At 73.0% G+C, this 18,751-nt stretch carries 18 protein-coding genes; 7 read left to right on the top strand and 11 right to left on the bottom strand.

What is annotated here, in order from left to right; genetic code table 11:
- Positions 1-43: 43 nt before the first annotated feature.
- Entirely contained in the window at positions 44-637 is a 594-nt protein-coding gene (locus tag AC6I72_RS11055) for a DUF1003 domain-containing protein (RefSeq protein WP_498000627.1), read from the bottom strand.
- Positions 624-1,940, bottom strand: coding sequence for a magnesium transporter MgtE N-terminal domain-containing protein (locus AC6I72_RS11050; protein ID WP_498000626.1), 1,317 nt, complete (start codon positions 1,938-1,940; stop codon positions 624-626). Before AC6I72_RS11050 ends, AC6I72_RS11055 begins: the two co-directional genes overlap by 14 nt.
- 324 nt (positions 1,941-2,264) lie before the next feature.
- Here AC6I72_RS11050 and AC6I72_RS11045 point away from each other — a divergent pair, with 324 nt between their 5' ends.
- A complete protein-coding gene (locus AC6I72_RS11045) occupies positions 2,265-3,038 on the top strand; it encodes a hypothetical protein (RefSeq protein WP_498000625.1) in 774 nt (257 codons plus the stop codon).
- A gap of 64 nt (positions 3,039-3,102) precedes the next feature.
- Here the strand turns inward: AC6I72_RS11045 and AC6I72_RS11040 are convergent, their stop codons facing one another.
- Together AC6I72_RS11040 and AC6I72_RS11035 are read right to left on the bottom strand one after the other, a co-directional pair.
- Positions 3,103-3,615 carry a hypothetical protein gene (locus tag AC6I72_RS11040; RefSeq protein ID WP_498000624.1) on the bottom strand — a complete coding sequence of 171 codons (513 nt, stop codon included), beginning with the start codon at positions 3,613-3,615 and terminating at the stop codon, positions 3,103-3,105.
- Positions 3,616-3,656: 41 nt separating this feature from the next.
- Complete coding sequence (locus tag AC6I72_RS11035; protein WP_498000623.1) at positions 3,657-4,772, bottom strand: magnesium and cobalt transport protein CorA; 1,116 nt, start codon at positions 4,770-4,772, stop codon at positions 3,657-3,659.
- Positions 4,773-5,241: 469 nt separating this feature from the next.
- On the opposite strand from AC6I72_RS11035, the gene AC6I72_RS11030 reads away from it, so the two are divergent.
- Positions 5,242-5,826: a suppressor of fused domain protein gene (locus AC6I72_RS11030; protein ID WP_498000622.1), complete on the top strand. Its 585-nt coding sequence runs from the start codon at positions 5,242-5,244 to the stop codon at positions 5,824-5,826.
- Positions 5,827-5,857: 31 nt separating this feature from the next.
- Here the strand turns inward: AC6I72_RS11030 and AC6I72_RS11025 are convergent, their stop codons facing one another.
- Together AC6I72_RS11025 and AC6I72_RS11020 are read right to left on the bottom strand one after the other, a co-directional pair.
- The gene (locus AC6I72_RS11025; RefSeq protein ID WP_498000621.1) at positions 5,858-7,087 is read right to left on the bottom strand and encodes an MFS transporter; all 1,230 of its coding nucleotides are present in this window, start codon (positions 7,085-7,087) and stop codon (positions 5,858-5,860) included.
- 61 nt (positions 7,088-7,148) lie between these two features.
- Positions 7,149-8,351, bottom strand: a complete 1,203-nt coding sequence (locus tag AC6I72_RS11020; protein WP_497999502.1) for an IS110 family RNA-guided transposase — start codon at positions 8,349-8,351, stop codon at positions 7,149-7,151.
- Positions 8,352-8,776: 425 nt separating this feature from the next.
- On the opposite strand from AC6I72_RS11020, the gene AC6I72_RS11015 reads away from it, so the two are divergent.
- The 3 genes from AC6I72_RS11015 to AC6I72_RS11005 all read left to right on the top strand — a co-directional run bounded on the left by AC6I72_RS11015 (position 8,777) and on the right by AC6I72_RS11005 (position 11,338).
- On the top strand, positions 8,777-9,418 hold the full coding sequence (locus AC6I72_RS11015; protein WP_498000620.1) for a DUF6758 family protein: 642 nt from the start codon (positions 8,777-8,779) through the stop codon (positions 9,416-9,418).
- A 322-nt stretch (positions 9,419-9,740) separates the two neighbouring features.
- A complete protein-coding gene (locus tag AC6I72_RS11010) occupies positions 9,741-10,625 on the top strand; it encodes a PHP domain-containing protein (protein WP_498000619.1) in 885 nt (294 codons plus the stop codon).
- Positions 10,626-10,732: 107 nt separating this feature from the next.
- On the top strand, positions 10,733-11,338 hold the full coding sequence (locus AC6I72_RS11005) for a MarC family protein (RefSeq protein WP_498000618.1): 606 nt from the start codon (positions 10,733-10,735) through the stop codon (positions 11,336-11,338).
- A 130-nt stretch (positions 11,339-11,468) separates the two neighbouring features.
- Here AC6I72_RS11005 and AC6I72_RS11000 read toward each other — a convergent pair whose 3' ends face one another.
- Entirely contained in the window at positions 11,469-11,621 is a 153-nt protein-coding gene (locus tag AC6I72_RS11000) for a DUF8834 family protein (RefSeq protein WP_173860878.1), read from the bottom strand.
- A gap of 230 nt (positions 11,622-11,851) precedes the next feature.
- Here AC6I72_RS11000 and AC6I72_RS10995 point away from each other — a divergent pair, with 230 nt between their 5' ends.
- On the top strand, positions 11,852-12,760 hold the full coding sequence (locus AC6I72_RS10995; protein WP_498004646.1) for an NYN domain-containing protein: 909 nt from the start codon (positions 11,852-11,854) through the stop codon (positions 12,758-12,760).
- Between the two features lie 12 nt (positions 12,761-12,772).
- Here AC6I72_RS10995 and AC6I72_RS10990 read toward each other — a convergent pair whose 3' ends face one another.
- On the bottom strand, positions 12,773-13,699 hold the full coding sequence (locus tag AC6I72_RS10990) for an alpha/beta fold hydrolase (RefSeq protein ID WP_498000617.1): 927 nt from the start codon (positions 13,697-13,699) through the stop codon (positions 12,773-12,775).
- Positions 13,700-13,869: 170 nt separating this feature from the next.
- On the bottom strand, positions 13,870-16,455 hold the full coding sequence (locus tag AC6I72_RS10985; protein ID WP_498000616.1) for a DEAD/DEAH box helicase: 2,586 nt from the start codon (positions 16,453-16,455) through the stop codon (positions 13,870-13,872).
- Between the two features lie 527 nt (positions 16,456-16,982).
- Here AC6I72_RS10985 and AC6I72_RS10980 point away from each other — a divergent pair.
- Positions 16,983-17,729, top strand: a complete 747-nt coding sequence (locus tag AC6I72_RS10980; protein WP_037852246.1) for a ferritin-like fold-containing protein — start codon at positions 16,983-16,985, stop codon at positions 17,727-17,729.
- 280 nt (positions 17,730-18,009) lie between these two features.
- Here the strand turns inward: AC6I72_RS10980 and AC6I72_RS10975 are convergent, their stop codons facing one another.
- Both AC6I72_RS10975 and AC6I72_RS10970 read right to left on the bottom strand, forming a co-directional pair.
- On the bottom strand, positions 18,010-18,279 hold the full coding sequence (locus tag AC6I72_RS10975; RefSeq protein ID WP_498000615.1) for a hypothetical protein: 270 nt from the start codon (positions 18,277-18,279) through the stop codon (positions 18,010-18,012).
- Positions 18,280-18,509: 230 nt separating this feature from the next.
- Positions 18,510-18,737, bottom strand: coding sequence for a DUF3107 domain-containing protein (locus tag AC6I72_RS10970; RefSeq protein ID WP_037852073.1), 228 nt, complete (start codon positions 18,735-18,737; stop codon positions 18,510-18,512).
- Positions 18,738-18,751 lie beyond the last annotated feature (14 nt).

Raw genomic sequence — 18,751 nt, 5'->3', positions numbered from 1 at the left:
AAGGACGATGGTACGGCGCGCGGCGGCGGCCCCGGGACCCCCGTCAGCGGTCGTCCATGTCACGTAGGGGCGGACGTTCTGCCGGGAATACGGCAGGTTCGCGGTGGCCGTCGTACCGCTCCTCCAGATCCTTCATCATGTCCTGCAGCTCCGAGCGGATCCAGTCGCGGGTCGCCACCTCGCCCAGGCCCATGCGCAGCGCGGCGATCTCCCGGGTCAGGTACTCGGTGTCGGCGATCGACCGCTCGTTCTGCTTGCGGTCCTGCTCCAGGTTGACCCGGTCCCGGTCGTCCTGCCGGTTCTGCGCCAGCAGGATCAGCGGGGCGGCGTAGGAGGCCTGCAGGGACAGCGCGAGGGTCAGGAAGATGAACGGGTACTCGTCGAAGCGCAGGTGGCGCGGGGCGGCCACGTTCCAGATGATCCAGACGATGATCACCACCGTCATCCAGACGATGAACCGTCCGGTGCCCAGGAAGCGCGCGATCCGCTCGGACAGCCGGCCGAAGGCCTCCGGGTCCCACTCGGGCAGCAGCCGGCGCCGCAGCGGGCGCGGCTGGTCCAGCCGGGCGGTGCGGGGGCGGCCCGCGGCGGTGGCCCCGGCCGGGTGCCGCTCGCGCGTGCTCTCACGCTCCGCCATGCGCGCCCACCCCCTGTCCGTCTCCCGCCGTGCCGGCCGGCCCGTCGTCCAGGTGGAACTCCGTCTCGCGCCAGTCGTCCGGCAGCATGTGGTCCAGGACGTCGTCCACGGTGACCGCGCCCAGCAGCGCGCCGGCCTCGTCCACGACGGGCGCCGCGACCATGTCGTACGTGGCGAAGAACCCGGCGACCACCGGCAGCGTGGCGTCCGGCGCGAGCGGCTGCAGATCGTCGTCCAGGATCGAGCTGACGAGCGTGTAGGGCGGGTCGCGCAGCAGCCGCTGGAAGTGGACCGTGCCCAGGTACTTGCCGGTCGGGGTCTCGTCGGGCGGCCGGCAGACGTAGACCTGCGCGGCGAGCGCGGGGGACAGGTCCCGGTTGCGGACCCGGGCGAGCGCGTCGGCGACGGTGGCGTCCGGGCGCAGGACGATCGGCTCGGTCGTCATCAGCCCGCCCGCCGTGTGCTCCTCGTACGACATCAGGCGGCGCATGTCGGCCGCGTCGGCGGGCTGCATCAGGCTCAGCAGCCGCTCCTGCTCCTCCTCGGGCAGCTCGGCGAGCAGGTCGGCGGCGTCGTCGGGGTCCATGGCCTCCAGCACGTCGGCCGCGCGCTCGCCCTTCAGTTTGCCGAGGATCTCGATCTGGTCGTCCTCGGGGAGTTCCTCGAGGACGTCCGCGAGCCGGTCGTCGTCCAGGGCGGCGGCGACCTCCGCGCGCCGCTTGGGCGACAGGTGGTGCAGCACGTTGGCGAGGTCGGCGGGGCGCAGCTGTTCGAAGGTGGCGAGCAGGCTCTCCGCGCCCTGCCCGTGCTCCTCCAGCGAGAAACCGGTGACGGCCGACCACTCCACGGTCAGCGTCTCGCCCTTGCTGCGGCGGAAGGCGCCGGCCCTGCGCCCCTTCCTGACGAAGACGCGGTCGACCTCCCAGTCCCGGCGCGCCGGCAGCTGGTGCACCGACACGTCCAGCACCGTCGCCTCCTCGTCGCTCTCCACGAGCGTGACCCGCCGGTCCAGCAGCTCGCCGAAGACCAGCCGTTCGGTGGGCCGCTGCTCGAACCGCCGCACGTTGAGCACCCCGGTGGTGATGACCTGGCCCGACTCGATGCTCGTGACCCGGGTCATCGGCAGGAAGATGCGGCGCCGGGTGGACAGTTCGACGACCAGGCCGAGCAGGCGGGGCGGCCGGCGCCGGACGCGCAGCATGACGACCAGATCACGCACCCGCCCCACCTGGTCGCCCGTCGGGTCGAAGACGGCGACACCGGCGAGGTGCGAGACGAAGATCCGGGGAGCGCCCGCTGCCATGACCGCGCCTCCTTTGCGTGCTCTGTGACGTATGTGCTCGTGCTGTCCGGGCGTCCGGGATGCGGCGCCTTCCCGGGGCGTCCGTTCCCCCCTGCCCGCTCAAGTGGGCTTCAGGCTAGTCCGTCCCGTTCGGATCCGCCCTGGTGAGCGGTGCGGACGGACTGGCTCCGCCGGGCGGTGCCGCCCCCGGTACGCTGCCGTACGCCGACAGGGCCCCCGGGCCCCTCCCGTCGCGCCGTCTGCGTGCCGTGCACCCCGCGTACGCGCCGCAGCACCGCCGCTGACCAGCACCCGCCGAACGCGAGCAGAAAGGCAGTGCCGCCCGTGACTGCGATCCCCCCGTCCCGCCGTACCCGCCGTGCCGTGCTGGCGAGCGCGCTGTGCGCACTGGCGGTCGTCACGGGCACGGGCCTGACGGGGTGCTCGGCGGACGATCCCGACGCGGGCACCAACGGCGTGGGCAAGCTCCCGGCCGACCGGATCCAGGCCAGGGCCGCGGCCGCCGCGGGGTCCGCCGGTGCCGTGCACCTGTCGGGGAACGTGGTCAGCAACGGCCGTACCTACCGGCTCGACATGCGGCTGAAGTCCGGCGGCGGCACCGGCTCGGTCACCTCGCAGGGGGTGACGTTCGGGCTGCTGCGGGTGGGCAGGCAGCTGTACCTGAAGGCGGACGCCCAGTTCTGGAACAACGCCGACGGCAAGGACGCGGGGAGCGGGAAGAGCGGCGCGGACGGCGGCGCGGGGGACAAGCTCGACGGCAAGTACGTGAAGGTGCCGCAGGGAGACCCCGCCTACCAGCGGTTCAGCGGCTTCACGGACAAGCAGGTGCTCCTGGAGAGCCTGCTGACACTGCACGGCGCGCTGGCGACGGACGGTCACCACGAGCAGTCCGGGGTGCGCACCATCCGCGTCACCGGCGGCAAGGGCACCGGCGGCACCCTGGACGTCTCCCTGGAAGGCACCCCCTACCCGCTGCGGCTCGCCCGCGCCGGGGACGCGGGCACGCTCAGCTTCTCCGAGTGGGGCAAGGACTTCCCGCTGAGCGAGCCGGACGCGGACGAGACGGTCGACTACGGCCGGCAACTGCCGGCGTCCTGACCGGCGCCCCCGGACGCTTTGGCGTACCGGGGACACCACGGGCGGTCTCCCCCGCCGGGTGCGGTCACTTCCGCCGCCGCTTCTTCAGCAGCAGCCGGGGCAGCCCCGCAGGGGCGGGCTGCCGGGTGGTCGCCGGGGTGGGCAGCGGCGGCTGGGCCAGCGAGCCGTCGGGCAGCGGTCCGACCGTCCCCGTCGGCTCCAGGCGCAGCACCCGGCACTCGCGGGCCCACCGTCCGGTCATGGCCTCGCCGTCGGGCGCGTTCAGGCGCTTGCCCTTCAGCTCGGCCACCGTCTCCTGCCACGCCGGCGACCGAGGCGCCAGCTCCACGGTCCGCGCCGTCCAGGTGACCAGCCGGCCGCCCTTGTCCTTGCTGCGCACGGTGACCTCGGCGGTGGCCCCGTCGGTCAGGTGCGGCAGCGGCTGCTCGCCGGGGCCGTCACCGACCAGGCACGCCGCGCCCTCGTGCCAGACGTGCCACAGCGCGCGGGCCGGGCCACCAGGGCCCTCGACCCAGATGAGGCCGGACTTCTTCGTGGCCTCCTCGACGAGGGCCCGGTCGAGGAACGCACCAGTCATGGGAGCAGGGTAGCCAGGCGCGCCCGGCGCGGTGCCGGCGGTCACAGCCAGCCGTTGCGCTTGAGGGTGCGGTGGATGCCGAGACAGATCGCGGCGGTGACGGCCATGACCACCGGGTAGCCGTACTTCCAGTGCGTCTCGGGCATGTACTTGAAGTTCATGCCGTAGACCCCGCAGACCATCGTCGGTACGGCGATGATCGCGGCCCACGCGGTGATCTTGCGCATGTCCTCGTTCTGGGCGACGGACGCCTGGGCGAGGTTGGCCTGGAGGATGGAGTTGAGCAGTTCGTCGAAGCCGATGACCTGCTCCTGGACGCGGGCCAGGTGGTCGGCGACGTCCCGGAAGTACTTCTGGATGTCCGGGTCGATCAGCCGCATCGGCCGCTCGCTCAGCAGCTGCATGGGCCGCAGCAGCGGCGACACCGCGCGCTTGAACTCCATGACCTCGCGCTTGAGCTGGTAGATCCGTCCGGCGTCGGTGCCGCGCGGGGTGCGGCCGCGGCCCGGCGAGAACACCTCGGTCTCGACCTCGTCCACGTCGTCCTGGAGGGCGGAGGCGACCGCGATGTAGCCGTCGACGACGTGGTCGGCGATGGCGTGCAGCACCGCCGAGGGGCCCCTGGCCAGCAGCTCGGGGTCGTCCTGGAGCCGGTGGCGCAGGGCCCGCAGCGAGCCCTGTCCGCCGTGCCGGACGGTGATGAAGAAGTCCCGCCCGGTGAAGCACATCACCTCGCCGGTCTCGACCACCTCGCTGTTGGCGGTGAGCTGGTCGTGGTCGACGTAGTGGATGGTCTTGAAGACGGTGAACAGGGAGTCGTCGTAGCGCTCCAGCTTGGGCCGCTGGTGGGCCTGGACGGCGTCCTCGACGGCGAGGGGGTGCAGGCCGAACTCCGAGGCGATGCCCGCGAATTCGGACTCGGTCGGCTCGTGCAGCCCGATCCACACGAAGCCCCCGTCGCGCCGCACCTGGCGCATCGCCTCCTGCGGGGTGAGCGGTGCGGGGGTCTCCAGACGGGCGCCGTCGCGGTAGACGGCGCAGTCGACGACGGCCGAGGGGGTGGCCGGGTCGCGGGTGGTGTCGTACGTGCCGCTGTCCTTGCGCTGCGTGGGGCGGGACGGACGGACCACGGCACGCAGGTCACGGATCATCGACATGGCGGGGCTCCTTCGTGACGAGCGACGAAGAGCGCCGACGACGGTCGGAACTGCCCGGAATGAGGACGTCCGGTGTGCGGATGTTTCGCACGTCCACAAAGCGGGGAGCACCGCACCGACGCGGTGACGGGCCTCGTCACTGATTCGATCGGTCAGATCGGGCGATCAGGCAAACGAAACGAAGTGCTCTTCCGTACGACGCGCGGGGGCACGAAGGCGAGAGGTGGCGGGTCAGCCGGAGCCGGAACAGCTACATCAGCGGCGGGAAGAGCGGGTGCTACTGCACGGTCGACTTCGATCCATGACAGCCCCACCTCCTCCGGCCGGTCCCTCGTAAGGGAGTCCCATCGGTGTCCGGAGCCTGATGGCGACGCTCTGCGTGCTGCCCCGAACCACGGGCAAGAGTATCAGTCGGCCGACGTGTCAAGGTGCCGCTTTGCCGGGTACTGACGAGTTCTATGCTCGCGGCATGGCAGATGTTCTTCCTCTGGTCGAGGCCCGGTTGCGCTCCGCGCTGGGCGAGCCGGACGCGCGCGCGGCGGTCACCTTCCTCGGCACGGACCGTATCGAGGTGCTGCGCTTCCTGGAGGGTGACATCGTCCGGTACGCCACCCTCGGCATGTCGGCCCACCCCATGGCGGATCCCACGGCGATGCTCGCCGACCCGGTCGAAGGACCGCGCGCCGAACTGGTGCTGAGTGTGCGGGCCGGGCTCGCCGACACCGACAAGGTGCTCCGCCCGCTCGCCGTGCTCGGCGCGTCCCCGCAGGTCGAGGGCGTGGTCGTGGCCCCCGGCGCCTCCCTCGACGTGGGGGACGCGCTGTGGCCGGGTGCGCCCTTCACCTCGGTCCTGGTGGCCGAGCCGGGCGGCCTGGTGGAGGACCTGGAACTCGGCGCGCCGCTCGATCCCGTACGGTTCCTGCCGCTGCTGCCGATGACGCCGAACGAGGCCGCCTGGAAGCGGGTGCACGGCGCGCAGGCCCTCCAGGAGCGCTGGCTGAGCAGCGGGACGGACCTGCGGGACCCTGCCCGCCGGTCCGCCCCGCTGGAGTGACCGAACTCACCCAAGAGCCGGGTGGAGTGCGTCAGTTGGCGAAAACCGTGACCCCGTCCTCCGTCGCGTGGCGCGGTTCCAGCTCCTCCGCCTCGTGGGCGAGGGCCCGGCGCCGCACCAGGACCACCAGCGCGCCCACCACGGCGGTGGCGCCGGCGACCACGAACGGGACGTGGATGTCGGTCCACTCCTCGATCTTCGGTGCCAGGTACGGAGCCGCCGCGGCGGCGAACCAGCGGACGAAGTTGTAGCCCGCGCTCGCCACCGGGCGCGGCGCGTCCGAGACGCCGAGCGCCAGCTCGGTGTAGACGGTGTTGTTCACGCCGATGAACGCGCCGGACAGGACGGTGCAGACGATCGCCGTGGTGTGGCTGCCGTAGCCGAGGACGACGACGTCGGCGGCGAGCAGCACCAGGGAGCCGCCGAGCACCTTCAGCGACCCGAACCGCGCCTGCATGCGCGGGGCCACCAGCACCGAGAAGACCGCGAGCAGCAGGCCCCAGGCGAAGAACACCGCGCCCGACTTGTACGGCGTCATGTCCAGCACGAACGGCGTGAAGGCCAGCACGGTGAAGAACGTGTAGTTGTAGAAGAACGCCGAGACCGCCGCCGAGGCGAGGCCGCCGTGGCCGAGCGCCTTGACCGGGTCGAGCAGCGAGGTCTTGCGGGCCGGCTTGGGCTGCTCCTTGAGGAAGGCCGTGATGCACAGGAAGCCGACGGCCATGAGGCACGCGGTGCCGAAGAACGGGTAGCGCCAGCTGGCGTTGCCCAGCAGGGCGCCCACCAGCGGGCCGCACGCCATGCCGAGGCCGAGCGCGGACTCGTAGAGCAGGATGGCCGCCGCGCTGCCGCCCGCCGCCGCGCCGACGATGACCGCGAGCGCGGTGGAGACGAAGAGCGCGTTGCCCAGGCCCCAGCCGGCCCGGTAGCCGACCAGCTGGCCGACCGAGCCGGAGGTGCCGGCGAGCCCGGCGAAGACCACGACGAAGGCGAGGCCGAGCAGCAGGGTCTTGCGGCCGCCGATGCGGCTGGAGACGAAGCCGGTCACCAGCATCGCCACGGCGGTGATCAGGAAGTACGAGGTGAACAGCAGGGAGACCTGGCTGGCGGTGGCGTCCAGGCCCTTGGCGATGGAGGGCAGGATCGGGTCGACCAGACCGATGCCCATGAAGGCGACGACGGACGCGCCGGCCGTCGCCCAGACTGCCTTCGGCTGCCGCAGGATGCTGCCGGCACCCGCGTCGAAGGGGTCCGCGGCCATGAGTGCTCCAATCCGGGCTGGAGGGAGGGGGACGGTGGGGGGGGTGCCTCTATGTCTTTCGTCAAGCGAGTCGAGGGTTCCTCGGTTCGTAGAAGGTTCCGTCGCGGAGCATGGCGAACAGGACGCTGATGCGGTGGCGGGCGAGGCGGAGGAGGGCCTGGGTGTGGGTCTTGCCGCGGGCTCGGCAGCGGTCGTAGTAGGTGCGGGAGGCGGGATCGTGGAGGGCTGCGAACGCGGAGAGGAACATCGCCCGTTTCAGCTGCCGGTTCCCGCCTCTGGGGGCGTGTTCACCATGGATCGACGTGCCGGACTGCCGGGTTGCCGGGGCGAGGCCGGCGTAGGAGGCCAGGTGGGCGGCGGTGGGAAAGCTGCTGCCGTCACCGACGGTGGTCAGGAGGACTGCGGCGGTCCTGACTCCGATGCCGGGCATCGACGTCAGGACCTCGGAAAGAGGGTGGGCCTCCAGCAGGGCTTCGATCCTGGCCTGAAGGGCCCGGCGTTGTTCGTGGACGGCGGCCAGCGACTTCGCCAGCGACGGGACGATCACGTCGAGAGTGCCGGTGCCGGGGACGGTGACGGTCTGTTCGTCGAGTGCGGTGAAGATGTCGTCGACCAGCCGCTCGGCCATCCGCGGTGCCCTCGGACGGACGATCTCGACCAGCCTGCGGCGGCCTGCCTTGCGCAGGGCCTGCGGGGATCCGTAGCGCTCGAGGAGCCAGGTGACGGCCTGGTGGTCCAGGCGGGGGCCGAGGACGCGTTCGAGGCTGGGGTGGAACTGGGTGAGCAGGCCGCGGATGCGGTTGGAGGTGCGGTTGGCCTCGCCGGCGAGGTCCTGGTCGAAGCCGACCAGCATGGTCAGCTCGGCGGTGGCCTCGTCGGTCAGGTCGAGGGTGCGCAGGGTGTGGGGCATGGTGCGGGCGGCGTCCGCGATGACGGCGGCGTCCTTCGCGTCGGTCTTGGCCTCGCCGGGGTAGAGGTCGGCGATCCTGCGCATTGCCAGGCCGGGCAGGTAGGCGACCTGGCAGCCGGTGTCCCGGGCGACGGTCAGCGGCAGGGCGCCGATGGAGGCGGGCTGGTCCACGACCACCAGGACGGTGCCGAACTTGGTCTTGAGCTTGTCGAAGACGGCCCGCAGCTTTGGTTCGCTGTTCGGCAACGCCTTGTCGAAGACCGTCTTCCCGGCCGGGGTCAGACCGTGTCCGTGATGCGTCTGCTTGCCGACGTCCAGGCCCAGGAAGACGTCCACCCCGTCGATGCTGATCACCGTGCCCCCACATGCGTCGATGCGTGCCGGCCCCAGGGTCGGGAGCCGTTCTCGCGCAGCCACGTTATGCAGACCTGCCGCCCGCGAGCGGCCGGGCATTGCGCCCGGCAGGACGGTGGTCGGACCTCTGATCAGCGTCTCCGACGGCACCCCTCGGACCCGGTGACACCACCCCCCAGGTCATCCGATCGACAGGGGGCAACAGTCATGCCGGGCCCGGAGGCCAGCGGCCCTCTTGCAGGACCGCGAAAAAGATAACGGGGGGGACGAGATGATGGGGCGGCCATATGGTTGGCGTATGCACATAGTAAGTTAGCGCGGCTAATTAATGCAAGATGCATCTAGTTGGTCTCCGGCGGGGCCGTTCCCTCCGGACGGGTGATCGTCCTTGACGCGGCGCGGTCCGGGTAGGAGCGTGGGGCCCTATGAGGGGCGAACCCAGTTGCCCGAAGTGCGGTGGCCGGGTCAGGGCTCCCGGACTCTTCAGCGACACCTGGCAGTGCGCTGTCCACGGGACGGTGTATCCGGTGCAGCCCGTGACCCCGCCCAGCGTCGAGGGGCTCGGCGTCGTGGTGCACCGCACCCAGGTGCCCGTGTGGATGCCGTGGCCGCTCCCCGTCGGCTGGCTCTTCACGGGCGTGGCCGGCGCGGGTGACGACCGCAGCGGCGGCCGCGCGAGCGCCGTGGCCTGCTCGGGTCCCGGCCCGCTGGGCGGCATGGGGGAGCTGATCCTGGTCGCCGAGGAACTCGGCGTCGGACTCGGCGCCCGCTACGCCGGCATCGAGGGCCCCGACCCCGGCCCCTGCCTGAACGTCGAGAAGCCGCCGGACGCGAAGGTGCTGGCCGCGGGCCGCCCGACCCCGCTGTGGCACGTCTCCGGTGCCCCGGTCGACCGCGCCGTCTTCGCGGGCGAGGCCCGCGGGCTGTGGCTGTGGGCGGTCGTCTGGCCCGAGCAGTCGGGCCTGCTGATGTACGACGAACTGGTCCTGGCCGACCTGCGGGACGCGGGCGCCGAGATCGACCTGGTGCCGTGCGGGGCACTGTCGCCGCGACTGCTCCAGCCGTAGGCGGAGGGTGCGCCACGGCTGCTGCGGCCGTAAGCCGTCCGCGCCCTGCGGCTGCCGCGGCCGCGGGCGGACCGTGCGCCGGACCGCCGCGGCCGGGGGCGGCCCGAGCCGTGGGCGGACCGTCCCCCGCGGTCGCTCCCGCCGTGAGCGGACCGCGCTGCTCCGCGGCCGCTCCAGCCGCGGGCGGGCGCGCTCCGCGGCTGCCGGCGCCCCCAGGCGGAATCTGTAGGGGGCGGAACGGGTCGGCGGGTGTGACAAGGCATCCCTTGTCTCCCGTTATCCTTGAGTGTCCCTTTCCGTCCCGTCGCCTGGAGTCCGTGTCGTGCGTATCGACCTGCACACCCACTCCACCGCTTCCGACGGCACGGACACCCCGGCCGAGCTGGTGCTGGGCGCCGCCGCGGCCGGACTGGACGTCGTCGCGCTGACCGACCACGACACCACGCGCGGGCACGCGGAGGCCATCGCCGCGCTCCCCGAGGGACTCACCCTGGTCACCGGCGCCGAGCTGTCCTGCCGGCTCGACGGCGTCAGCATGCACCTGCTGGCCTACCTCTTCGACCCCGAGGAGCCCGCCCTGCTCGCCGAGCGGGAGCTGGTCCGCGACGACCGGGTGCCCCGTGCCAAGGGCATGGTCGCCAAGCTGAACGCGCTGGGCGTCCCGGTCTCCTGGGAGCAGGTCGCGCGGATCGCCGGCGACGGCTCGGTCGGGCGGCCGCACGTCGCCTCCGCGCTCGTGGAGCTGGGCGTCGTACCGACCGTGAGCGACGCCTTCACCGGCCAGTGGCTGGCCGACGGCGGCCGGGCCTGGGTCGCCAAGCACGAGACGGACCCGTTCGAGGCGATCCGCCTGGTCAAGGGCGCCGGCGGGGTCTGCGTCTTCGCCCACCCGGCCGCGGCCAAGCGCGGCCGTACGGTCCCGGAGTCCGCCATCGCCGAGCTGGCCGCCGCCGGTCTCGACGGCATCGAGGCCGACCACATGGACCACGACCCGGACACCCGGGCCCGGCTGCGCGGCCTGGCGAAGGAACTGGGACTGCTGGTCACCGGCTCCAGCGACTACCACGGCAGCCGCAAGACCATCTCCCTGGGCGAGTTCACCACCGACCCCGACGTGTACGGGGAGATCACGCGGCGGGCGACCGGCGCGTTCCCGGTGCCGGGCGCCGGCGGAAGCCGCACGGACGCGGGCGCGGGCGCGGCCTGACGGCCCCTGCCACCCTCTGGCCCCTCTCCGGCTCTCCGGGCGCTCCCGCACCCACCCCTGCCTTTTTCCCTCCCCCTCTCCGCACGTACGCAAGGCCTGTTCAGACGATGTTCGACGCTGCCGTCTTCGGCTCCCTGTTCCTCACCCTTTTTGTCATCATGGATCCCCCCGGGATCACCCCGATCTTCCTCGCGCTGACCGCCGGACGCCCCGCCAAGATCCAGAAGCGGATGGCCTTCCAGGCCGTCTGCGTGGCCGGCGGTGTCATCGCCGTGTTCGGTGTGCTCGGCCACCAGATCCTCGACTACCTGCACGTCTCCGTCCCCGCGCTGATGATCGCGGGCGGGCTGCTCCTGCTGCTGATCGCGCTGGACCTGCTCACCGGCAAGACCGACGAGCCCAAGGCGACCAAGGACGTCAACGTCGCCCTGGTCCCGCTGGGCATGCCGCTGCTGGCGGGCCCCGGCGCGATCGTGTCCGTCATCCTCGCCGTGCAGAAGGCGGACGGCTTCGGCGGCCAGATCTCGGTGTGGTCGGCGATCCTCGCGATCCACGTCGTGCTGTGGCTGGTCATGCGCTACTCGCTGCTGATCATCCGGGTGATCAAGGACGGCGGCGTGGTCCTGGTGACGCGGCTGGCGGGCATGATGCTCTCCGCGATCGCCGTCCAGCAGATCATCAACGGCATCACCCAGGTCGTCCGGGGCGCCTGACCGCCCCGGCCCGCCCCGCCTCGGCCCGCCCCGGCCCGCCGCGGCGGGCCGCACCGACGGACGGAGCCCCCGCCGCGGCACGCTCATGCGTGCCGTGCGGGGGCTCCGAAGTGTGAAAACCGGCCCGGTGTTACGAGGCCGGGGTGTCGGCCGGGCGGATCCAGAGGCGCTGGCCTACGGCCGCGGCCTGCTGAACGATCCGATTGACGGAGGCGGCGTCCACGACGGTGCTGTCCACGGTGGTGCCGTCGACCTCGTCGAGTCGCATGATCTCGAAGCGCACGGGCTTCTCCCTTCGTCTGGTCATCCTCCTGCGGAGAATTACTGTGAGATGGATGGTGCACGTGGCTACGGCGCCCCGTGCTCCGTATGTAGTCAACGAGTTCCCCGTGACGAACATTCCCTACGCTAAAGAAAATTTTCGACCGCCTAATTACTGACGCGTCAGGGACATTCGAACGACCGACCGGGACCGGTTGTGTTCGCAGCGTGACCACCAGGACAATGGACCCGATGAACGAGGCCATGAACGAGGACCGCGCGGCGCTCGCCGCCCGCATCGACCGCACGAACGAGCTGCTGGAACGCATGCTCGCCGAGGTGGCCAAGACACCCTCGACGCACGCGATCTTCGTCGACGCCGGGTACCTCTACGCCGCCGCGGGCCGCCTCGTGGCCGGCACCGAGGACCGCCGCGCCTTCGACCTGGACGCGGAGGGCCTCATCGACGCGCTGATCGACCGCGCCCGCACGATCTTCGCCGACAGCCGGCTGCTGCGCGTGTACTGGTACGACGGCGCCCGGCGCCGCATCCACACCGCCGAGCAGCAGACCATCGCCGAGCTGCCCGACGTCAAGGTCCGTCTCGGCAACCTCAACGCCAACAACCAGCAGAAGGGCGTCGACTCCCTCATCCGCTCGGACCTGGAGTCCCTGGCCCGGCACCGCGCCATCAGCGACGCCGCCCTGCTCGGCGGCGACGAGGACCTGGTCTCCGCCGTGGAGGCCGCCCAGGGCTACGGCGCGCGGGTCCACCTGTGGGGCATCGAGGCCCCCGAGGGCCGCAACCAGGCCGAACCGCTGCTGTGGGAGGTCGACAGCCAGCGCACCCTCGACCTCGACTTCTTCAAGCCCTACGTCTCCCGGCGCACGGCGGTGACGTACGACCCCGCCGGCACCGCCCGGCCGAGCCGTGAGGACGTCCGCTTCGTCGGCGCGCAGATCGCCGCGAAGTGGCTCGGGGCCCGCGGCCGGGACAGCCTCGCCGAACTCCTCCCCGGCCATCCCTACCTGCCCGGCTCGGTGGACCAGGACCTGCTGGTCGAGGCCGAAGGTCTGCTCCAGTACTCGCTGCGCGGCCAGGCCGACCTGCGGCGCGCCCTGCGGGACGGCTTCTGGGACCACCTCCAGGCGCAGTACTGACGCAGGACGCGCCTACCGGCCCGTGCCGTCCCAGAAGTCGGCGAGCGCGCGGGCGGTGGCGAGCGGCCGGTCGCAGTTGGGGGAGTGCTCGGCGCCCTCGACGACCGTGCGCCGGGCCCCCAGCCGTACGGCCATCTCGTCCAGCAGCGGCACCGGCCAGGCGTCGTCCCGGGCGCCCGAGAGCACATGGAACGGCAGCGCGACGGCGGCGAGAGCGGCGGTCCGGTCCGGTTCCGTGCACAGCAGGCGGCCGGTGGCGAGGAGCTGCGCGGGCTTGGTGCCCAGCCAGCGACGGCGCAGGTCCTCCCGGTCGTCGGCGGCCGGGTCGAGGTCCGCCGCGAGGGAGCCGTGGCCCTCCGCGGACGCCGCGAGGAATCCGTTCCCTTCCCCGGGCGCCGCCGCGGGACGCTCCATCGACCGGATGACCTCCCACACCTCGGCCATCGACATCACCGCGAGCGCGTCGTGCAGCAGCTTCACGCGCTGCTGCTGCGCGAGGGAGACCTGTGCCGGTCCGGACGACATGAGGGTGAGCGAGACGAACGGGGAAGGGTCGAGCAGCACGGCCGCGCGGGCGATGTGGCCGCCGAGGGAGTGCCCGACCAGGTGCAGCGGCGTACCGAGCGCGGCGGCCTGGGCGAGGACGTCCCGGGCGAGCTGCTCCTGCGCGTAGGCGGACTCGTCGTCCTCGGGCCCGTCCGACTCGAACTGCCCGCGCCCGTCCACGGCCACGGTCCGGTACCCGCGCGCGGCCAGCGGTGCGTGCAGCGGGTTGAAGTCCTCCTTGCTGCCGGTGAAGCCGGGCAGCAGCAGCGCCGTGCCCCTGGGCTCGGCACCGGCCGCCGCGGGCGCGTCGACGACGGCGAACTCACCGCGCGCGGTCCGCAGCCGGTAGCCGCGGGCACCGGGCGGCGGGACGAAGGTCGCAGGCCTGCTCATGCGGTGAGGTTATCGGGCGCGGGACGAGGCGGCCGCTCCGCCTCGTGCGGGGCGTCCGGCCAGGCCCCTGTGCGGGCCGGGCCCGGACGCCGGGAACGACGACGGCCCGGCCCACACGAGGTGGACCGGGCCGTCGTCGAACGAGGGGCGCGTTGCCGCACGCCCGTCGGCTACGCCTCCGCGGACTCCACGGCCGCGGCCGTCTTGCGGGCCCTGCGGCGCGGTGCGGCCTCCGGCTCGCCGGTCGCCTGCGCCGGGATCTCCGCCCCGGCGGTGTCGGCGGTCCCGGCGGCCTTACGGGCACGGCGGCGCGGCTTGGCCTCCGCCTCCCCGGCCTCGGCGGCTTCCGGTGCCTGCGCGGCGGTGGCCTTCTTGCGGGTGGCGCGCTTGGGCTTGGCCTCGGCCTCGGGGGCTTCCGTCGTGTCGGCGGCGGTCGCCTTGGGGGCGGCGGTCTTGCGGGTGCGCTTGGGCTTGGCCTCGGCGGGCGCGGCCTCGGCGGTGTCGGTCACCGTCTCGGGGGTCGTCTCGGCGGTGGCGGCCTTCTTGCGCGGGGCGCGCTTGGGCTTGGCCTCCGCGAGGGTGCCTTCGGCGGTGTCGGTCACCGTCTCGGGGGTCGCCTCGGCGGCGGTGGCCTTCTTGCGGGTGCGCTTCGGCTTGGCCTCGGCGGGCGCGGCCTCGGCGGTGTCGGTCACCGTCTCGGGGGGCGCCTCGGCGGTGGCGGCCTTCTTGCGCGGGGCGCGCTTGGGCTTGGCCTCCGCGAGGGTGCCTTCGGCGGTGTCGGTCACCGTCTCGGGCGTCACCTCGGCGGTGGTGGCCTTCTTGCGCGGGGCGCGCTTGGGCTTGGCCTCGGCCTCGGGGGCTTCCGTCGTGTCGGCGGCGGTCGCCTTGGGGGCGGCGGTCTTGCGGGTGCGCTTGGGCTTGGCCTCGGCGGGCGCCGCCTCGGCGGTGTCGGTCACCGTCTCGGGGGTCACCTCGGCGGTGGCCGCCTTGCGGGTACGGCGGCGGGGAGCCGGGGCGGCCGCCTCGGCACCGGCCTCGGGCACGGCCGTGACAGCCTCGGCGGGCGCGGCCTCGGACGCGGTCACCGCCGTCGCCGCCGTGGGCTCGGCGGCCCTGCGGGTGCGGCGGCGGCGCGGCTTCTCCACGGCCTCGACCGCTTCCACGGCCGCGGCGGCCTGCGCGGTGTCCGGGGCGGGCGCCTCCGTCACCGGTGCCTCGGCGGGCTGCGCCGTGACCACGGACGAGGAGGTCACCGGCTCGGTGGCCGTCACCGCCGCGGGCGCCGCCTGCTGCGCGTGCGCACCGGCACGGGTGCGCCGTCGGCGGCGCGGGGTGCGGGGGCCGGCGGCCTCCTCCGTGGACGCCGGCTCGGCCGGCGTGGCCACGGCGGGCGCAGCGGCGGCGGGCGCAGCCGGGTCGATGGGCGCGCCATTGCGTGTACGGCGCCGGCGGCGCGGGGTGCGCTCGGGACGCTCGCGGTCCCGCTCGCGCTCGCGCTCGTGGTCGGCGGACCGTCCCTCGGGGCGACCGCCCCGGCCGCCACGCCCGCGGGCACCGCGACCACCGGTCTCGCCGAGGTCCTCCAGCTCCTCCGCGGCCAGTCCGGCGCGGGTGCGCTCCGAGCGCGGCAGGGTGCCCCTCGTGCCCTCGGGGATGCCGAGGTCGGAGAACAGGTGCGGGGAGCTCGAGTACGTCTCCACCGGGTCGTTGAAGTCCAGCTCCAGCGCCTTGTTGATCAGCTGCCAGCGCGGGATGTCGTCCCAGTCGACGAGGGTGATCGCCGTACCCTTGGCGCCCGCGCGGCCGGTACGGCCGACCCGGTGCAGGTACGTCTTCTCGTCCTCGGGGGACTGGTAGTTGATGACGTGCGTGACGCCCTCGACGTCGATGCCGCGCGCGGCGACGTCGGTGCAGACGAGGACGTCGACCTTGCCGTTGCGGAAGGCGCGCAGCGCCTGCTCGCGGGCGCCCTGGCCCAGGTCGCCGTGGACCGCGCCGGAGGCGAAACCGCGGCGCTGGAGCTGCTCGGCGATGTCCGCGGCCGTGCGCTTGGTCCGGCAGAAGATCATCGCCAGTCCGCGGCCCTCGGACTGCAGTATGCGGGCGACCATCTCCGGCTTGTCCATGTTGTGCGCGCGGTAGACGAACTGCTTGATGTTCGCGACCGTCACGCCCTCGTCGTCCGGCGCGGTGGCGCGGATGTGCGTGGGCCGGGACATGTAGCGGCGGGCCAGACCGATGACCGCGCCCGGCATGGTCGCCGAGAACAGCATGGTCTGCCGCTTGGCCGGCAGCATGCCGATGATCTTCTCGACGTCGGGCAGGAAGCCCAGGTCGAGCATCTCGTCGGCCTCGTCCAGGACGAGCGCCCTGACGTGCTTGAGGTCGAGCTTCTTCTGGCCGGCCAGGTCCAGCAGGCGGCCCGGGGTGCCGACGACCACGTCGACGCCCTTCTTCAGGGCCTCGACCTGGGGCTCGTAGGCCCGGCCGCCGTAGATCGCGAGGACCCGCACGTTGCGCACCTTGCCGGCGGTCAGCAGGTCGTTGGTGACCTGGACGCACAGCTCGCGCGTGGGGACGACGACGAGGGCCTGCGGGGCATCGGTGAGGGCTTCAGGGGTGGCGCGTCCGGCCTCGACGTCGGCGGGGACGGTGACGCGCTCGAGGAGCGGGAGGCCGAAGCCCAGCGTCTTGCCGGTGCCGGTCTTGGCCTGGCCGATGACGTCCGTGCCCGACAGGGCCACGGGGAGCGTCATCTCCTGGATGGGGAAGGGGTTGATGATGCCGACGGCCTCCAGGGCCTCGGCGGTCTCGGGAAGGATTCCGAGCTCTCGGAACGTCGTAGTCAGGGTGCTGCCTCTTCTGTGTGTGCGGTGCGAGGCGAGCGCGGGGGTCGTGTCGGACCGTGCCGGGGACGTCGGCGGCCGTACGGGCGAACCGCTCAGGCCGGCCGTAGTGGCACGGGACCTCTGCCGACGCTCTGCGGACCTGCCCACGGGCAGGTCCAGCGCTCGTACCGCTGAGGGTGTCCCTCCGATCGTCGTACGCACAGTGCCGTACGGTCAGGGAGGGCTGTCGGGTCGGAGCCGATCGGGCCACCGACCGGGCATCCTCATGCGTGCGGCCTGTCGGATTGCGCCGGGAGACCCGGCGTGCCCAGCAGGCGCATTACCACCATACCCCGGAATCGCGCACACGCGATGGCCGATTTGGTCACGTAGTCGTCGTCACACTGATCGGCAAGGTCTCTCCGGGGCCCCGCGAGCGGGCTATTGTGCGCTTCATGACCAGCTCTGACAAGCCTGACCAGGCCTCCGACGCACCCGCCGAACGCACCGGGATCGCCGCCCAGGACTGGGCGACGGCCGCCGCCGACCCGCAGTACCGCGCCGCCGTCGTGGACCTGCTCGGCGCGCTCGCCTACGGGGAGCTAGCGGCGTTCGAACGGCTCGCGGAGGACGCCAAGCTGGCGCCCACCCTCGCGGACAAGGCAGAGCTGGCGAAGATGGCCTCGGCCGAGTTCCACCACTTCGAGCGGCTGCGCGACCGGCTCACGGAGATCGGCGCGGAGCCCACCGCGGCGATGGACCCCTTCGTCGCCGCGCTCGACGGCTTCCACCGGCAGACTGCGCCCTCGGACTGGCTGGAAGGGCTCGTCAAGGCGTACGTGGGCGACTCGATCGCCAGTGACTTCTACCGGGAGGTCGCGGCCCGGCTGGACTCCGACACCCGCGAGCTGGTGCTGGCCGTCCTCGACGACACCGGGCACGCCGGTTTCGCGGTCGAGAAGGTGCGCGCGGCGATCGACGCGGACCCGCGCGTGGGAGGCAGGCTCGCGCTGTGGGCGCGGCGGCTGATGGGCGAGGCCCTGTCGCAGTCGCAGCGGGTCGTCGCCGACCGCGACGCGCTGTCCACGATGCTCGTCGGCGGTGTGGCGGACGGCTTCGACCTCGCCGAGGTCGGCCGGATGTTCACCCGCATCACGGAGGCGCACACCAAGCGGATGGCCGCGCTGGGTCTGGCCGCGTAGCGCGGCCCCGGGGCGGGCGTGCGGCGGTCCGGTGGCCCTCGGCTGCCGGGCCGCCTTTTCGCGGGACCCGCGGGCTCGCGGAGGCGAGGACGCCGGTCGTGCGGCGGGGAGCGTCCTGCGCGGTGAGGGCTGCCGTCTTACTCGGCGGCCACGGGGTGGGGGGCGGTTGTACGGCGTCGGGGACCGGCTTACGGCGTCGGGGACCGGCTTACGGCGTCGGGAGCCGGCTTACGCCAACGCGGCCGGCACCCGGCGTCGGCTCACGCGGCCGGGGGCCGGCTCACGCCGTCAGGGATCGTCGGCGCAGGCGGCCGGCCGGGCGCAGCAGCAGGGAGAGAGAGGCGGCCGAGACGACCGCCGCTCCGGCCAGGCTCGACACCACGGGGGCGGAGCCCAGCGCGCTGTGCGTGACGAAGTCTCCGAGGAGGGCGCCCCCGGCGCCGGTCGACAGCACCAGGAGGCGGGACGGCAGCCGGTGCGACAGACGGCGCAGGGCGGCCCAGCCGAGCAGCAGGCCGAGCACGGCGGAGCCGAAGGCCTCCAAGAACATCACGGTTCCCTCCCACACGGTCGGCCGGTGCTGGCGGTCGTAGCCCCGTCATACCCCTGACCTGCGAAATGCAACCCTCCCCTGTGGGCTGTTCGTGCGTGGCCTGTGAAGCCCCCGCGCGGCGGCCGGTGAAGCCCTCGCGCGGCGCGCGCGGCGACGCGAGGGACAGCAGGTGGACGCACGTGGGGCCCGGCGGTCACCGACCGCCGGGCCCCACCTGTCGTCCGCGCCTACAGGGCCCCGAAGCCCACCTTGCGCGGAGCCGGCTCGCCCAGCTCGACGTACGCGAGACGCTCGGCCGGGACCAGCACCTTGCGACCGTGCTCGTCCACGAGGGTCAGCAGCTGCGACTTGCCGGCCAGAGCCTCGGCCACCGCCCGCTCGACCTCCTCGGGGCTCTGACCGCTCTCCAGAACGATCTCGCGGGGCGCGTGCTGCACGCCGATCTTGACCTCCACGGCTATGTCCCTCC

It is taken from the genome of Streptomyces sp. Xyl84 (assembly GCF_059731885.1).
This window is presented reverse-complemented; position numbering and strand designations above follow the sequence as displayed.

Coding starts and splice junctions, on each gene's coding strand:
- AC6I72_RS10995 (WP_498004646.1), top strand. CDS start 11,852: ATGAACGAGGCCATGAACGAGGACCGCGCGGCGCTCGCCGCCCGCATC.
- AC6I72_RS10975 (WP_498000615.1), bottom strand. CDS start 18,279: ATGTTCTTGGAGGCCTTCGGCTCCGCCGTGCTCGGCCTGCTGCTCGGC.
- AC6I72_RS11030 (WP_498000622.1), top strand. CDS start 5,242: ATGGCAGATGTTCTTCCTCTGGTCGAGGCCCGGTTGCGCTCCGCGCTG.
- AC6I72_RS11050 (WP_498000626.1), bottom strand. CDS start 1,940: ATGGCAGCGGGCGCTCCCCGGATCTTCGTCTCGCACCTCGCCGGTGTC.
- AC6I72_RS11005 (WP_498000618.1), top strand. CDS start 10,733: ATGTTCGACGCTGCCGTCTTCGGCTCCCTGTTCCTCACCCTTTTTGTC.
- AC6I72_RS11025 (WP_498000621.1), bottom strand. CDS start 7,087: ATGGCCGCGGACCCCTTCGACGCGGGTGCCGGCAGCATCCTGCGGCAG.
- AC6I72_RS10985 (WP_498000616.1), bottom strand. CDS start 16,455: ATGACGCTCCCCGTGGCCCTGTCGGGCACGGACGTCATCGGCCAGGCC.
- AC6I72_RS11015 (WP_498000620.1), top strand. CDS start 8,777: ATGAGGGGCGAACCCAGTTGCCCGAAGTGCGGTGGCCGGGTCAGGGCT.
- AC6I72_RS11055 (WP_498000627.1), bottom strand. CDS start 637: ATGGCGGAGCGTGAGAGCACGCGCGAGCGGCACCCGGCCGGGGCCACC.
- AC6I72_RS11035 (WP_498000623.1), bottom strand. CDS start 4,772: ATGTCGATGATCCGTGACCTGCGTGCCGTGGTCCGTCCGTCCCGCCCC.
- AC6I72_RS10980 (WP_037852246.1), top strand. CDS start 16,983: ATGACCAGCTCTGACAAGCCTGACCAGGCCTCCGACGCACCCGCCGAA.
- AC6I72_RS11040 (WP_498000624.1), bottom strand. CDS start 3,615: ATGACTGGTGCGTTCCTCGACCGGGCCCTCGTCGAGGAGGCCACGAAG.
- AC6I72_RS10990 (WP_498000617.1), bottom strand. CDS start 13,699: ATGAGCAGGCCTGCGACCTTCGTCCCGCCGCCCGGTGCCCGCGGCTAC.